Raw genomic sequence first — 16,765 nt, 5'->3', positions numbered from 1 at the left:
ACTACTTGACTAGTATAGCATCTATTTTTTAAAAAGTCAACAATTTTTTTGAAATTTAAAAGACCAAAAGAATTTTCTTTTGGTCTTAGTTTTAATTTGAATCTTCTCCGCCACCATCAACTACTGGTGGTGTAATAGGGTTATTATTATTTGTATTATTGTTATTTTGACTATCGTTGTTTTGACTATCATTGTTCTGATTTTGGTTATTGTCATTTTGGTTTTCATCTTTATCATCGTCTTCTTTATCTTCCGGTTCAACTTTTTTTACATATTTATGGACAGTACAATAGGATGTAGGTTCTGTTCCTTTTGCAAATATTTCAGTTGTTACTGTTCCATAACTATAACAAGCATTAGTTGGCTTTCCACCAGATGAAGAACAAGCTTGAGCTTTAACTATTCCATCAGGCTCTTTAAACCTAGCAGATTCATAATTCTCTAAAATTGCTTTGTTTACAGCATTCCATAAATAGACAGCGTGACCATGGTTTTGTGATAGTTTTAATTGTTGATTATCGAAACCAACCCAAGAACCAATTGTATAGTATGGTGTATATCCAACAAACCAAACATCTTGATTTTCTTGTGTTGTTCCCGTCTTACCAGCAATGTCAAATTTAGAATTTCTTGCTATATTACCATAAGGTACAGTTAAAACATCTTTCATAATATCAGTCATAACATAGGCTATTTGAGGTGAAACCACCTCTCTTTTTTCGTTGACATCTTCCAACAATACTGTTCCGTCATAATTTAAAACTTTTGTAAAGCTTAAAGGCTCTATATATTCGCCACTGTTTGCTAAAGCGGCATAGGCAGCAGTTAGATCTAGATTAGTTACACCATATGTTAAACTACCTAAAGCCATAGGCGATAAAGCTTCATCATTTACTTTAGGATTTTCTGATGCTGATACGAAATTATCCTTTGATGGATCATTTTTGTTTATAATACCGAATTTTTCTAAATATGTTTTTGATTTTTCAATACCAATATCTTTTAAAACTTTAACAGCATTAACGTTAATTGAGTTTTTAACACTTTCCCTTAAAGAAACCCAACCTCTATAACGTAAATCTACGTTTTTAGGCCAAAGTTTTCCATTTTCATAATGAGGAGCATCTTCTATACCTGTAGCAGCAGTATATCCATTATCTAGGGCAGGGGTATAAACTGCAATAGGTTTTATTGTAGAACCAGGTTGCCTTGGCACATCAGCTGCTCTATTTAAAATCATTCTTCCTTCTTGATTTCTTCCACCGACAATGGCTTTAATTTGCCCGGTTTTATGGTCTATAACTACAATAGAACCTTGAGGCTGAGGAATTCCATCAATATCAAAATTAAAGTATTTACCGTTAAAGATTAAAGAACCATTATCTGAAATACTATACAAATCCTCATATCGGTCTAAAAAAGCTTTGCTTAAAATAATATCTGAATCTGATTTTGTAATTTCATCGTCCTTTGCAGCAGCTTCTCCAGAATTTTCTATAATATGGGTAACAAGATTTCTTTCTTCATTAATTGTATAGTAATCAGAAGGATCTATAAAAGAACCTAATATTTTAAATTTTGCAGAAGTAATACTTAAACTTCCATCTTCATTTAACTTGTATTCATTTTTTGGTAAGTATAAATTACCATTTGAATCAATAATATTATCTTTTTTATAATAAACTACAGAACTTTTTGAATTAATTATATTTCCACTTCTATCTGATGTCCAGTCCAATAGGGCAGGTCTATAAGATGAGCCGGCACCTCTTAAAACTATACTAGAGAAATTTTCAAAAACATCTTCTACTTGTTTTTGCATGTCAATATCTATAGAGGAATAAACTTTAATTCCACCTGTATAGTATTTGTTTTTAGCTTCTGCTTCAGTATAGTTTAGTTCTGTTTGTAATTTTTCAATTACTTGTTTTGCAATTAAATCTGAGTAATAAGAGGATATTACTTGTTTAGTAGAATTTTCTCCAGGTTTAATAGCTTCAGCTATATTCTGTCTAGAAGCTTCTTCGTATTGTTCTTTAGTAATGTAGCCTTCTTCATACATAGAACTTAAAGCGTGTTTTTGTCTGGCACTAGATTTGTCATTATAAATAACTTTGTAATTTACTCCATTAATTTCAATATCTCCCAGAACAATATCCGATTCAGATACATTTTGTGGAAGTACTGTTTTATAAAGAGCGTATTCAACTGGGTTCTTTACAATAGAAGCTAAAGCGGCACATTCTGCAGTTGTTAAATCTTCAACGTTTTTTGAAAAGTATGTCTTACTAGCAGCCTGTACTCCATATGCATTTTGGCCTAAAAAGACAGCATTCATATATTTTTCTAAAACCCCTTCTCTACCTAAGCCTTCAGTAAGTTTTAAAGCTAAATAGGCTTCTTGAATTTTCCAATCTAGTCTTCTTTTTGAACCGGGATGAATATTTCTTGCTAGTTGCTGGGCAATTGTTGATGCACCTCTCATAGAAGAGGATAAAATATTATCTTTAATTGCACTTAAAATACCTATAGGATCAACACCGTCATGCTTGTAGAATCTTCTATCTTCAATTGCAATGAAAGCATTAATTAAATCTTTTGGGATTTTTTCGTAGTCAACTAACTCTCTAAACTCTGTAGTTTGTATTTTTTCAATTTCATTTCCCTCAGAGTCTAAAATGACAGAAGTTTGGTTTAAACTATCGTCTATATCACTTATATTTATATTGGGAGTATTTTCTAAAACTCCAACAATTGATACGCCTAAAGCTCCAGCAGCCAAAGTGAATATTATTAATACAGCAATAATAATAGACTTTACGAGCTTAGAAACGGATCTTGTAAATTTATTTTTCATTATAACCTCCAAGTTTATATCTTAATTATTATATCATAGGAGCATATATTTGTTAATTTAAGCGTAGTAAATTAGTAATGATATTATAAAACTGATATAATTACTTGGTGGAGAAAAATATGAAAGAAAAAATAATAGCAGTAACAATTAAGTTACCAAATACAAATATTAATTATGAAAATAGAATAAATGAATTAAAAAATTTAATTATAGCAAATAACGGAGAGGTTGTTTTAGAAGTTGTTAGTTCTAGAAAGTCAGTAGATAACTCTTTATATATTGGAAAAGGAAAGGCAGAAGAAATTAAGCTTTTGGCTGATGAACTCAAAGTAGATGCTGTAGTGTTTAATAACGATTTAAGTGGTTCTCAATTGAAAAATCTTAGCGATTTAATTAATGTGAAAATAATAGATAGAACAAGTTTGATTTTAGATATTTTTGCTAATCGTACCAAAAGTAAAGAATCTAAACTACAAGTACAATTAGCTCAAATGGAATACATGCTACCAAGGTTAGTTGGTTTTAGAAAAAATTTATCAAAAGCAAGTGCTGGAATTGGAACAAGAGGACTGGGAGAGCAAAAACTTGAGTTAGATAGAAGAAAGATTTCTAGGGAAATAAATAGAATAAAAATTAAACTTAATAAAATTGAAAATACCAGAGTGATTAACAGTAAAAATAGAGTAGATTCTAAGGTTCCTATAGTTTCCTTAGTAGGCTATACAAATGCGGGAAAATCTACAATAGGAAATGAACTAACTAACTTTTACAAAAAAGAAGAGTCTGAGGTGTTTGCCAAGAAGAATATGCTGTTTATGACTCTTGATACAACAACTAGAAAGGGAAAACTGCCCAGTGGATTAGAATTTTTAATTGCTGATACTGTAGGTTTTATAGAGGATATTCCTACAAATTTAATAGAGTCTTTCAAAAGTACCTTAGAAGAAATAAAATATTCTGATTGTATTTTAAATATAATAGATTCTTCTAGTGAAAACATAGAAGAACAGCTAGAAACTACTTATGAAATACTAAATAATTTAAAGATTTTAGATATTCCTATTATAAATGTATTTAATAAAACTGACTTAAAAAAGGAAGTGGTTTTTAATAAGGATATTTTATTAGACAATAATATTTATATTTCAGCCTATGAAAAAGATGATATAGAAAGGTTATTATTTGAAATAGAAAAAGCTTTGGAATATAAATTCGTTAATATTAATTTAAGTATATCTTATAATGAAGAAAATCAGAGGTCAATAAAAGAGTTAAGGGACAAGGGCTATAATTTATATATTAATTATGATGAAAGTATTAATATAAAGGCTAAAGTATTAAAATCGGAAAAAGAATCATTTTTGAAATATTTTAAGGAGTAATATGAGTTATAAAACTGTATATAATGAGAAAACAATAGAAATAGAAATTAAAAAGTCACGATTTATAGGATATGTTTCACCAGTTAGTTCTGAAGAGGAGGCTATGGATTTTGTTGAAAAAATAAAGAAACTAAATCCAGCGGCAAGGCATAATTGTTATGCATATATAATTGGAGAAAAAATGATTACACAACGATATTCAGATGATGGTGAGCCTAGTGGTACGGCAGGTATTCCTATTTTAGAAATATTGAAGAAAAAAAATCTTACAGATATTTGTGTAGTAGTTACAAGGTATTTTGGAGGTATTTTATTAGGAGCAGGCGGGCTGGTAAGAGCTTACTCTTCTGCCTGTAATGAAGTTACAAATAAAGCTGTTATTGTTGAAAAACAGGAATTTTCAGAAATGGAAATAGAAGTTGACTATAACAATTATGGCAGGGTTTTAAACTATATAGAAGAAAATGAATATTATATATTAGATAAAGTATTTGAAACTGAGGTTTTAATTAAATTATATATTAAATCTGAATTAGTTAAAAATTTTGAAAAAAGCATTTTAGATTTGACAAGTGGCAATGTTAAAATAATAATAGATAATGTATTATTATTACCTACAAAAAATAATAAACTATATATTGAGGGATAAAATGAACTGTGAAAAATTAGAAAAAGATTTAATCCATTGGCTAAGAGAATATTCGAGAAAAGCTAATACAAAGGGAATAGTATATGGGCTAAGTGGTGGTATTGATTCGGCAGTTGTAGCTGTTATTGGTAAAAAGGCTTTCGATAATAATTCCTTAGGTATTATTATGCCTATAAATAGTTTAAAGTCAGATATGGAAGATGCTGTTTTATTAGCTAATGCTTTTGATATTAACTATATAACTATTGACCTATCAGAAAATTATAATGATTTAATTAAAAAACTTGAAAAAAACAAAAATGAAATGGCTTATGCAAACATAAAACCAAGGCTTAGAATGATTACCTTATATTATTACGCACAAAACAATAATTATCTTGTTTCTGGAACGACAAACCTTTCTGAATACACTATAGGTTATTCAACAAAATTTGGAGATGCAGCAGTAGATATATCTCCACTTTTGGATTTGACAAAAACAGAAGTTTTAGAATTTGCTAAATATCTTGGAATTCCAAAAAAAATAATAGATAAAAAACCTTCAGCTGGTTTATGGGAAGGTCAAAGTGATGAAGATGAATTAGGATTTACTTATAAAGAACTAGATAATTATATTTTAACAGGACAAGGCAGTGACGAATTTATAAAAAAAGTAGAGCACTTGAAAAAGATAAGTCAACATAAAAAGCATATGCCGGAAAAATTTATATATAGAGGAGAGTAGTATGGCAGGACATAATAAATGGAGTAAAATAAAGAACAAAAAAGGAAATGAAGATGCTAGAAGGGGAAAGGTCTTTACTAAACTTGCAAGAGAAATAATTGTTGCAGTTAAGGAAGGAGGGGCGGACCCAGAATATAATGCCTCATTAAAGACAGCTATTGAGAAAGCAAAAGCTGAAAATATGCCAAATGATAATATAGAAAGGGCAATTAAAAAAGGTTCAGGCTCTAATGATCAGGATAATTATGAAGAGGTAGTATACGAAGGTTATGGACCAGCAGGTGTAGCTGTAATAGTAAGTTGTTTAACAGACAATAGAAATAGAACGGCTCCAGAAGTAAGACATGCTTTCGACAAATATGGTGGCAATTTAGGACAAACCGGTTCTGTTATGTTTACTTTTGAGCGTAAGGGACTTTTAGTTATGGAACAAGATGAATATGATGAAGAAGAAGTTATGATGACAGCTATAGATGCAGGAGCAGAAGATTTTAGTTCTGAAGATGGTCAATTTGAAATTATAACTGAAATGACAGAATTTTCTACAGTAAGAGATGCTCTATTAAAGGAAGACTACAAATTTACTACAGCGGAGTTAGTGTATTTGCCTAATAATGAAATAGAAGTTACGGATGAAGATGATATTAAGAATTTAGTTAAATTAATAGATATTTTAGAAGATAACGATGATGTACAAAATGTTTACCATAATTGGAATATTCCAGATGATCTAGAGGCCTAGTATGGAATTTAACATTAATCCTGTTGCTTTTGAAATATTTGGCATTGAAATAATGTGGTATGCTATTTTAATTTCCATAGGTTTTGTATTAGGAATAGTAGTAGCAACTAAGTTAGCAAAATTCAATAACATAGACCCTGATTTAGTAGTAGATATATTATTATTTGCTATACCAGCTGCTATAGTAGGCGCTAGACTATATTATGTGGCATTTGAATGGGACTATTATAAAGACAACTTAATTGATATAGTCAACCTACGTTTAGGTGGTTTAGCAATTTATGGAGGACTAATAGGTGCCTTTATTGTAGGGGCTATATATTTAAAGAAAAAGAAATTGAGTTTTTTTAAAGTTGTTGACATCTTTATGCCGGCAATAGCTTTAGGTCAAAGTATAGGCCGTTGGGGTAATTTTATAAATCAAGAGGCATATGGTAGGGTAACTAATCTTCCTTGGGGAATAATAATAAATGGTGAGAAGGTCCATCCTACATTTCTTTATGAATCAATAGGAGATTTTATAATTTTTATAATTTTATATAGGATTTGTAAAGGAAATAAAAAATTTGATGGTCAAGTATTTAGTCTATATTTAATTCTCTACGGTATATTAAGATTCTTCGTAGAAGGATTGAGAATAGATAGTTTATATATATTTAATTTTAGAGTTTCACAAATATTAAGTTTAATATTAGTAGTGGTGGGAGTCTTAATTTATATAAGAAAAAGCAAAAAAATAAATAAGAAAATTTAACTATTTAAAAGACGACTTAGATCGTCTTTTTTTATTGCAATTTAAAGCTTTTAGACGATAATGGGGAAGATGTACGAACTAATGTTTGCGTTGTTTTATAAGAGAATTTAATGTATTATAATATTAAGTGGTGAAAAGTGGGTGAAAGTGTCAAAAAATAGAATTGAGGTGGCGGGAAATGTTTATTGGTGAATATCAACATAATTTAGATACAAAAGGCCGATTAACTATGCCATCAAAATTTAGAGACGAATTAGGAGAAGAGTTTTTCATCACCAAGGGAATGGATAATTGTTTATTTGTTTTTCCAGAAAAAGAATGGGTTAAAATGGATGAAAAAATAAATGGGCTTAAATTATCTAGAAAAGAAACAAGAGGTCTTGCAAGGTTATTTTATGCAGGTGCAATAAGTGTTTCCCTAGATAAAATGGGAAGAGTATTGTTGCCTCAAACATTAAGAAAATATGCAGGATTAAACAAAGAAGCCGTAATAATAGGAGTTTCTTCAAGAGTTGAAATATGGGATAAGGAAGCTTGGGAAACTTATAATGATGATGACAATTTAAACTATGACATTTTAACAGAAAAAATGACAGATATAGATTTTTAGAGGTAAATATGGAATTTAAACATATTTCGGTTTTATTAAACGAAACAATAGAGGGTTTAAAAATTAAACCAAATGGAATATATGTTGATTGTACTCTAGGTGGAGGAGGTCATTCTTTAGAAATAGCTAAGAAATTGAAGAATGGAAGACTTATATGTATAGATCAAGATATTGAAGCTATAGAAGCGGCGAAAATAAAATTAAGTGATTATATTGAAAATATTACATTTGTTAAATCAAATTTTAAATATTTTTGTGAAATTTTAGATGAATTAGAAATAGACAAGGTTGATGGAATTTTAATGGATATAGGAGTTTCATCACATCAAATAGATAAGGAAGATAGAGGGTTTTCTTATATTCATAACAGTGAATTAGACATGCGAATGGATCAATCTCAAGAACTAACTGCTAAGTATATTGTTAATAATTATTCTGGTGAAGAATTAACTAATATATTTTATAAATATGGGGAAGAAAAATGGTCGAAAAGAATTGCTGAATTTATTGTTGAAAAAAGAAAAGACAAGGAGATAAGAACAACCTTTGATTTAGTTGAAATAGTAGATAAAGCTGTTCCAGTTGAAGTTAGAAGAAAATCAAAAGGACATTATTCAAAAAGGGTATTTCAAGCATTAAGAATAGAGGTTAACAATGAATTAGGAGTTTTAGAAGAAGTTCTTCCTAAAATGGTAGATTGTTTAAATCTTGGTGGAAGATTATGTGTAATAACTTTTCATTCATTAGAAGATAGAATTGTTAAAAACATTTTTAAAGATTTAAATACTTCTTGTATATGTCCTCCAGAAATTCCAATATGTGTATGTAACAAGAAGAAGAAAATAAAAATAATCTCAAGAAAACCAATTGTTCCTTCTCAAGAGGAGATGGAACAAAACCCTAGATCTAAAAGTGCAAAATTAAGAGTTGTTGAGAGAGTGAGGGATTAAAATGGAGGCACGTAGTTATGAATATTATTACGAGGAAAATCAAGAGAATATAGTTGTTCCTAGAAAAATAAATAAAAAAAGAAAAAAAAGACTTAATAGACAATCTAGTAGAACTCAAAGTATTAATAGAGCAAAAATTAATAAAATTGCAAAAATAAAAAAGTTGATGATTTCAGCTTTTGGTATTGTAAATTTATTATTAGTTTCAATAACCTTATATGGCTATATTACATTAAGTAATGCAAGTTTGGAAATAAATGAAATAAAATCGGACATAACTGAATTAGAAACATTAAGAGATCAATACAAAATGGAAATAGCAAAATATTCATCTTCTGAAAGAATTGAAGAAATAGCAAAGTATAAGTTAGGAATGTCTTACCCTGAAGAAGATCAATTTTATTATTTATCGAACAAGAATAATTATGATAATATAGATAGCAAAGATAAAAAAGATGAATTATTATTTGCAGGAGTAAAAGATAAGACGGAATATGAGAAAGAATAAACACTTTGAGAAATTACAAAAGACATTTAAAAATAGAACAATTGTAATATTTTTAATATCTATTTTTATAGTAGTAATCTTTGCTATTAGACTTATTTGGCTATATAATTCTGAATATAGAGTAAGGGCAGCTGAACAAAGGCAAAAAACTATTGAAATACCAGCCCATAGAGGAGATATCTTAGATAGTAATGGTAATATTTTAGCTGAGTCGGTAAAAGTAAATGCCTTGTACTATATACCAGAGAAAATATCAAAGGAACAAAAAGATATTTTAATTAATGGATTAAGTAGAATATTAAATCTTAATACTGATGAAATAAATGAAATAGTAAATAGTGATACTACAGTTAGAGTAGCAGATGGTTTAAAAAAGAAACAGGTAGATGAAATTGAGGAAATGAACTTAAGTTGTTTATCTATTTCAGTTGAAAACAAAAGGTACTATCCTGGGGATTCTTCCTTATCATACATACTTGGTTTTGTTGATAAAGACAGTAATGGTATGTATGGGGTAGAAAAATATTATAATGAAGATTTAAAAGGAGAGCCAGGACTAAATATTTTTTCTAGTACAAGAGAGGGTAATCCTATAGCTTTTGAAAAAAACAAAAAGCTTGATGCTACTGAGGGAAAGAACTTAAAATTAAATATAGATGAAAATATTAATGCAATAGTTAGTAATGTTGCAAAAGAGGCTTATGAAAAATATGAACCGAAAAGTTTATCTATTATAGTAAGTGAACCAAAAACAAATAGAATTATAGCAATGGAAAATTTTCCAAGGTATGACTCAAATAATCCTAGAAATGGAAGAGATAGTGAAGAAACAAAGGAACTGGAGAATCTTTCTGAAGAAGAACGAGTTGAAAAGTATTATGATATTTGGAGAAATATTGCCATAAGTGATACATATGAGCCTGGATCTGTTTTCAAATTAATAACTACAGCAATAGCACTTGAAGAAAATACAGCAAATGAAAAATCTATTTACACCTGTGAAGGTATTTATAGTGAAATACCAGGTGTTAAAATAAAATGTATAAGATGGTATGACCCACATGGCGATCAAACAGTAGAAGAGGCTTTAGCAAATTCATGTAATCCGGCCTATGTAAGAATAGCTCAGGATATTGGATATGCAAAATTTTATGAGTATATAAAGGCTTTTGGCTTTGGAGAGACTACAGGCATTGATTTAAATGGAGAAGCTAAGGGGATAATTCCTAAAAGTGCTGAAGATGTAACTTCTACACAATTAGCAACTATGTCTTACGGACATGGAATTGCTGTTACACCTATTCAAATGATTACAGCAGCAAATGCTATTGTAAATGGTGGATATATTATTGAACCAAAGGTTGTTAAGGAGTTAGAAGGCGACGAAGATAAAAATGAACCTGTCGTAAAAAGACAGGTTATATCAGAAGAAACAAGTAAAAGAATGTTGAGTTTATTGGCAAATAATGTTGAAAATGGTGCAGCTAGTGGAGTAAAATCAGCTAATTATAGAGTCGGCGGCAAATCAGGGACTACTATAAAAATAGAAGATGGAAAATATACATCTGAAAAAGTAGTAGCTTCTTTCTATTCAGCATTTCCAATAGACAATCCGAAATATTCAGTAATGGTAGTCGTTGATGAACCAAAGGGAGCTAACTCTGGAAATGCAGTTTCTGGTTCGATTTCTAAGGAAATTAACAATCAAATTGTTAAATATAAAAATTTAGAAGAGCATAATTACAATACAGGGGACATAGAGGAATCAACAGTACCTGATTTAGTAGGACTATCATTAAAAAATGCGGTAAAATTGCTGGAGGAAAATAATTTAAAGGCAAATATAGTAAATACTTCTTTAAGTGATTCTATTATAATTACTAATCAGTCCATTAACCCTGGAACTAAAATAGAAAAAAATTCTACAGTTGATTTAAAGGCTGATGATTCAGGAACATCTTTAATAAAAGTACCGGATTTAATAGGAATGACCTCTAAGGAGGTTAGTGTTGAAATTGGAGATTTAAACATAGAATTAAGGAACAAGGGTAACTCTGATGATGGAAAAGTAATAAAAACCATACCTGAATATAATGAATTTATAGAACCGGGAAGTAAATTAGAAGTTATATATGAAAGTAATTAATAGGCTTAAGATTTTTTCTTTTGCCTATTATTTATTATAATGCTCAAATATTTGCTATAATAAGTATTTGAGTAAAGGAGAGATTTATGAAAAATATTAAAAGTGATTTACTATTACCATTAGGAGTTAGTATTATACTTTCTTTAATTATAGGTAAAATAGTAATTAAAATTTTAAAAAAAGCACATATAGGACAAAGTATAAGAGAAGATGGACCAAAAGCTCATTATTCTAAAGCTGGTACTCCAACAATGGGAGGAATTATTTTTATTTTTTCCACTTTAATTACTTTAGCAATATTTAGAGGATACAGTTTTGAAAACATATTAATAGTTTTAGGAATGCTGGGTTTTGGTTTAGTAGGATTTGTTGATGACTTTTTTAAATTAGTTATGAAAAGATCATTAGGACTTACTGAAATGCAAAAAATAGTATTCCAAATTATAATAAGTTTTATATTGATTTATTTAGCATCAAAAGTTTCAATTAAACCTATAGGAACATTTATAATTCCATTTTTTAATATAGAATTTAATCTAGGTATATTTGCCTATCCTATACTTGCATTTATAATGATTGGAACAGTTAATGCTACAAATATAACAGATGGCTTAGATGGATTGGCTACTAGTGTTACTATTCCAGTTTTTATTGCTCTAACGATAATTGCCATTAATATGAATTCAAAAATAAGTTTATTTAGCGTTATTTTCACAGGTGCTTTAATAGGGTTTTTAGTTTATAATTCTAATCCAGCAGCTGTTTTTATGGGAGATACAGGCTCTATGGCTATTGGTGGAGCATTAGTAATGGCGTGTATAATATTTAATATGTCTTTATATCTTATTATTCTTGGTGGAGTATATGTAATGGAAACTATGTCGGTAATTATTCAAGTAATCAGTTACAAAACTAGGAATAAGAAAAGGGTCTTTCTAATGTCACCAATACACCATCATTATGAATTAAAGGGATATAAGGAACAAAAGATAGTAACAGCATTTACTACTTTAAGTACAGTACTTTCAATAATCACCTTATTATTATTTTTATAGGAGTATAAAATGAATTATTTTATATTAGGACTAGGAATCACCGGGATTTCAACTATTAAGACCTTATCTTCAATGGGATATAACATATATGCCTTTGATGAAAACCTAGAGGACTTCAGTACAGTAGAAGCTTCATTAAAAGGTTATAATTACAAGCTTATTAAAAACAAGGAAGATATTAACTATGAAATTATAGATACAGTTGTAAAAAGTCCAGGCATTAAATTAGAAAATGAAATCCTTGAAAATTTTAAAAAATCAAATAAGGAAGTAATAAGTGATTTAGAGTTGGCTTATAGATTATTTCCGGAAAAAAACTTAATTTCTATTACAGGGACTAATGGCAAGACTACAACAACAATGCTTTTAACCCATATTATTAATTCTTCTGGGAAAAAAGCAATGGCAATTGGAAATATTGGAGTTGGAATGTTATGGGAGATTTACAGTAATAGAAATATTGATTACTTTGTTATAGAAGCATCTAGTTTTCAATTGGCAACTGTTAACACATTTAGAAGTAAGGTAGCTGGAATTATAAATATAAGTGAAGATCATATAGATTGGCATGGTAGCTATAAGAAATATATAGATGATAAAAGTAATATCTTTAAGCATCAAAAAAACGACGATTTTTTAGTTGCCAACAAAGATGATGAAATAATTAATAAAATCATAAAAGAAGTAAAATCCAAGGTGATTTATGTATCACAAAAAGAAGAATTGACAAATGGAGTATATGAAAAAAATGGAGAAGTTTTTTATAGCAACAATGGTATAAAAGAATATATACTCAATACTAAAGATTTGAAAATAGTAGGTAAACATAATGTTCAAAATACATTAATAGCAGTGGGAATGGCTATTTGTTTAAAAATTGATACTGATATTATAAGTAAGGCTTGTACTAGCTTTAATCCGGTAGAGCATAGAATAGAATTTGTTAGAGAATTTAAGGGCATAAAGTTTTACAATGATTCAAAAGGGACAAATATTGATGCTACCTTAAAGGCTTTAAATTCTTTTAAAGCTCCAATAATATTAATAGCAGGCGGATATGATAAAAAAGTTTCTTTTGATGAATTATTTAAAGCTGGTGACCATAACTTAAAATCATTAATACTTTTTGGAGATACGAAGTATAAAATAAAAAATAGTGCTGAAAAATTTGGATATGATAATATTCATCTTGTCGATAATATGGAAAGTGCTATTAATAAAATAGAGGAAATTGGCAAAAATGGAGATATTGCCTTGCTTTCTCCAGCATGTGCCAGTTGGGGGATGTACAAATCCTATATAGAAAGAGGCAAAGATTTTAAACGGTTAGTTTATAAATTAGGTGAATAATTGTGAAAAACAAACAGGGTAGTATAGATTATAAAATATTAATAACTACAATAATACTTATTATTATAGGAACTATAATGGTATTTAGTGCTAGTTGGCCTTATGCAACTAGACTAAAAAACGATCCATACCATTTTTTAAAAAAACAAATTGTATTTTTAATAATAGGTTTTGTAGCTATGTATATAACATCTAAAATTAATTATAAAATATATAATAAATATGCTGTAATATTATATATTCTTACAATCTGTCTTTCAATAATAGTTTTATTTGTAGGTGATGTTGAAACCTACTCTGCTAAAAGATGGATTACTATAAAAAGTATAACAATTATGCCCTCTGATTTTTTGAAATTAGGAACAATATTTGCTATTTCTAGGTATATTTCAAATAATTATAAAAAAATAAATACAATAGCATATGGTTTTATTCCGATGGTTATATTTGCTGCCATATCTGGATTTTTAGTATTTAAACAACCAGACTTATCTACAACATTAGTGATTTTAGGGTTAATACTAAGTATGTTCATAATAGCAGGAATAGAAATGAAGTACTTAACGGTGGCAATTTTAGGAGTAGGAGCAGTAGGTTTAGTAGGTATACTGGCTTCTAAAAGTATATATAGTAGAAGTTCTAGAATTGAAGCTTGGCTAGATCCTTTAAAGGATTTGTCCAATACAGGATGGCAATTAGCGCAGTCCTTGTTTGCCATAAGTTATGGTGGCTTTTTTGGCGTAGGCATTGGAAAAAGTAGACATAAATTCAGTTATTTATCAGAAGCTCACAATGACTTTATTTTTGCAATTATATGTGAGGAATTAGGATTTATTGGTGCAATGGTAATAATTTTATTGTATATTTATTTAATATACTTAGGAATGAAATTAGCATTTTCACTTAAGGATGTATTTGCCAAATTTTTAGTTATAGGAATAATGTTATTATTGGGAATTCAATCCTTTACCAATATAGCAGTAGCATTGGGATTAATACCTCCTACAGGTTTAACTTTGCCTTTTATAAGCTATGGAGGTAGCTCTTTAATAGTTTATATGACTATGATAGGAATAGTATTAAATGTTTCAAGAACGGCAAATAGGAGGTAAAATGAAAGCAATAGTTTCTGGAGGTGGAACTGGAGGACATATTTATCCGGCAGTTTCAATTATTGAAGAATTAAAAGATAGAGATAAAAATATAGAAATATTATATATTGGAAAAATTAATAGTATGGAATCAGAAATTATTCCAAAAATGGATTTGAACTTTAAAGGTATAAGAGTAGAGGGGTTACCAAGAAAATTAAATAAAAAATCATTAAGGTCCCTTAAAGAGCTAATATTTGGATTAAAGCAATCTAGAAAACTTATAAAAGAATTTAAACCGGATATTGTTATTGGAACTGGGGGGTTTGTTACAGGACCAGTACTATTGAATGCATCATTGATGAAATATAAAACATATTTCCATGAGCAAAATAGTTATCCTGGAGTAACAAATAAAATTTTATCTAGATTTGTGAATAAATATTTTGTAACCTTTGAAGAAAGTATAAAATATTTTAAAAAACCTCAAAATGCAATAGTAACAGGAAATCCCATAAGAAATAGATTCAAAAATATAGAATTGATAAAAGATAAAACCTATAGTGAATATGGATTAAAAAAGGATATAAAAACCGTATTTTCTTTTGGAGGTTCTAATGGCTCTGTTATTTTAAATAAAACAATTAAAAACTTATTAAATAGCAGTAAAGAACATAATGAATTTCAAATTATCCACGTTACAGGAAGTGATAATTATGAAGAATTCATATCAGGTATAAGTAAAAAACAATTGTCAGAAAATAAAATTTTTCCATATTTAAAGGATATTCAAAAGGCATATAGTGTTGCAGACCTAGTAATTACAAGTTCAGGAGCAATTACTTTAGCGGAACTTGCTTTTTTAGGGTTGCCTAGTATTTTAGTGCCAAAATCCTATACAACAGAAAATCATCAGGTACATAATGCAAGAGAGTTCGAAAAAGTAGGGGCTAGTAAAGTAATATTAGAAAAGGAACTAAATGAAAATCTCTTATATGATTCTATTATGGAAATAGTGTCAGATGAAGAAAAAATTGAACAAATGCAGAATGCTGCAAAAACTTTAGCAACACCAAATGCTGCAAAAACAATAGTAGATGAAATATTTAAGGATATAAAATGAGACAGGTAGGAAAGAAAAAATACAAAAAAACTAAAAAAAATAAAAATAGCGTTTTTGTAGTAATATTATTAACTTTTTTAGGAATAATATTAACCTTATCCTTTTTTGCATTGACCCATGATTATTTTAATATAAAGACTGTAAGCATTCAGGGAAATAAATATTTAGATGAAAAAGATATAGTGGAAAAATCAAACTTATTAGGCAAAAATATTTTTCGGACTAGTGAAAAACAAATAAAAAAAAGCATATTAGATGATAATATACTTAAAATAGAAGTCAGTAAGGAATATCCCAATAAAATTAATATTAAAATAGTTGAAAATGGTATAATTGCATATATAAAAAATGAAGATGGCTCATATAATTCGTTAGATGCATTGGGAAAAGTAAGTAAAAAAAAGATAGAGGATATTAATGACATACCTGAAATTAATGGAGTAGATGCAAGTTTATTAAAAAATGAATCCAGTATTTTTGATGATAAAAATATAAAGATTATTTTTGATTATACTAATAAATCAAAAATAGATGTAAATAGATATGACTTTTCAAATATAAATGATATAGTATTGTATGATAAAGACTCTACTAAATATATTATTGGAAATACTGCTGATTTAGAAGATAAAATGATCCTATTGGATCAGCTAGTGAATCAAATTAGTACTGATGATATAAGTGTAAAAATTATTGATGTAAGCAATATAGACAAACCCTTAATAAAAGCTGATTAAACAGGGGAATTAATTAGAAATTATTTAGTGTAATGTGTTAATATGAATGTATTAATAGTACAAGTTTTTATATAAATACAAAAAAAT

At 28.5% G+C, this 16,765-nt stretch carries 15 protein-coding genes; 14 read left to right on the top strand and 1 reads right to left on the bottom strand.

Annotated elements, in window-relative coordinates; all coding sequences use genetic code 11:
• Positions 1–91: 91 nt before the first annotated feature.
• Positions 92–2,857 (bottom strand): transglycosylase domain-containing protein, encoded by a 2,766-nt coding sequence (locus tag WAO56_RS08280; protein WP_422143086.1) that lies wholly within the window; start codon positions 2,855–2,857, stop codon positions 92–94.
• 119 nt (positions 2,858–2,976) lie between these two features.
• Here WAO56_RS08280 and hflX point away from each other — a divergent pair, with 119 nt between their 5' ends.
• The 14 genes from hflX (at position 2,977) to WAO56_RS08210 (ending at position 16,678) form a co-directional block, all read left to right on the top strand.
• Entirely contained in the window at positions 2,977–4,239 is a 1,263-nt protein-coding gene (hflX, locus tag WAO56_RS08275) for a GTPase HflX (RefSeq protein WP_422143085.1), read from the top strand.
• A gap of 1 nt (position 4,240) precedes the next feature.
• Positions 4,241–4,888, top strand: a complete 648-nt coding sequence (locus tag WAO56_RS08270) for a YigZ family protein (protein ID WP_422143084.1) — start codon at positions 4,241–4,243, stop codon at positions 4,886–4,888.
• 1 nt (position 4,889) lies between these two features.
• Positions 4,890–5,612 carry an NAD(+) synthase gene (nadE, locus tag WAO56_RS08265; RefSeq protein WP_422143083.1) on the top strand — a complete coding sequence of 241 codons (723 nt, stop codon included), beginning with the start codon at positions 4,890–4,892 and terminating at the stop codon, positions 5,610–5,612.
• Between the two features lies 1 nt (position 5,613).
• The gene (locus WAO56_RS08260; RefSeq protein WP_422143082.1) at positions 5,614–6,354 is read left to right on the top strand and encodes a YebC/PmpR family DNA-binding transcriptional regulator; all 741 of its coding nucleotides are present in this window, start codon (positions 5,614–5,616) and stop codon (positions 6,352–6,354) included.
• Between the two features lie 13 nt (positions 6,355–6,367).
• On the top strand, positions 6,368–7,108 hold the full coding sequence (gene lgt, locus WAO56_RS08255) for a prolipoprotein diacylglyceryl transferase (RefSeq protein ID WP_422143124.1): 741 nt from the start codon (positions 6,368–6,370) through the stop codon (positions 7,106–7,108).
• Between the two features lie 178 nt (positions 7,109–7,286).
• Positions 7,287–7,718: a division/cell wall cluster transcriptional repressor MraZ gene (gene mraZ, locus WAO56_RS08250; RefSeq protein WP_422143080.1), complete on the top strand. Its 432-nt coding sequence runs from the start codon at positions 7,287–7,289 to the stop codon at positions 7,716–7,718.
• An 8-nt stretch (positions 7,719–7,726) separates the two neighbouring features.
• Positions 7,727–8,668: a 16S rRNA (cytosine(1402)-N(4))-methyltransferase RsmH gene (gene rsmH, locus WAO56_RS08245; RefSeq protein ID WP_422143079.1), complete on the top strand. Its 942-nt coding sequence runs from the start codon at positions 7,727–7,729 to the stop codon at positions 8,666–8,668.
• Position 8,669: 1 nt separating this feature from the next.
• On the top strand, positions 8,670–9,176 hold the full coding sequence (locus tag WAO56_RS08240; protein WP_422143078.1) for a septum formation initiator family protein: 507 nt from the start codon (positions 8,670–8,672) through the stop codon (positions 9,174–9,176).
• The gene (locus tag WAO56_RS08235; protein WP_422143077.1) at positions 9,163–11,322 is read left to right on the top strand and encodes a penicillin-binding transpeptidase domain-containing protein; all 2,160 of its coding nucleotides are present in this window, start codon (positions 9,163–9,165) and stop codon (positions 11,320–11,322) included. The genes WAO56_RS08240 and WAO56_RS08235 overlap by 14 nt, the downstream gene beginning before the upstream one ends.
• A gap of 86 nt (positions 11,323–11,408) precedes the next feature.
• Complete coding sequence (mraY, locus tag WAO56_RS08230; RefSeq protein ID WP_422143076.1) at positions 11,409–12,377, top strand: phospho-N-acetylmuramoyl-pentapeptide-transferase; 969 nt, start codon at positions 11,409–11,411, stop codon at positions 12,375–12,377.
• A gap of 9 nt (positions 12,378–12,386) precedes the next feature.
• The gene (gene murD / locus WAO56_RS08225) at positions 12,387–13,727 is read left to right on the top strand and encodes a UDP-N-acetylmuramoyl-L-alanine--D-glutamate ligase (protein WP_422143075.1); all 1,341 of its coding nucleotides are present in this window, start codon (positions 12,387–12,389) and stop codon (positions 13,725–13,727) included.
• A 2-nt stretch (positions 13,728–13,729) separates the two neighbouring features.
• Positions 13,730–14,839, top strand: a complete 1,110-nt coding sequence (gene ftsW, locus WAO56_RS08220; protein ID WP_422143074.1) for a putative lipid II flippase FtsW — start codon at positions 13,730–13,732, stop codon at positions 14,837–14,839.
• 1 nt (position 14,840) lies between these two features.
• Positions 14,841–15,941, top strand: a complete 1,101-nt coding sequence (gene murG / locus WAO56_RS08215) for an undecaprenyldiphospho-muramoylpentapeptide beta-N-acetylglucosaminyltransferase (RefSeq protein WP_422143073.1) — start codon at positions 14,841–14,843, stop codon at positions 15,939–15,941.
• Positions 15,938–16,678, top strand: a complete 741-nt coding sequence (locus tag WAO56_RS08210; RefSeq protein ID WP_422143072.1) for a cell division protein FtsQ/DivIB — start codon at positions 15,938–15,940, stop codon at positions 16,676–16,678. Before murG ends, WAO56_RS08210 begins: the two co-directional genes overlap by 4 nt.
• Positions 16,679–16,765 lie beyond the last annotated feature (87 nt).

The organism is Miniphocaeibacter sp. (assembly GCF_049276255.1).
Classification (GTDB): domain Bacteria; phylum Bacillota; class Clostridia; order Tissierellales; family Peptoniphilaceae; genus Miniphocaeibacter.
This window is presented reverse-complemented; position numbering and strand designations above follow the sequence as displayed.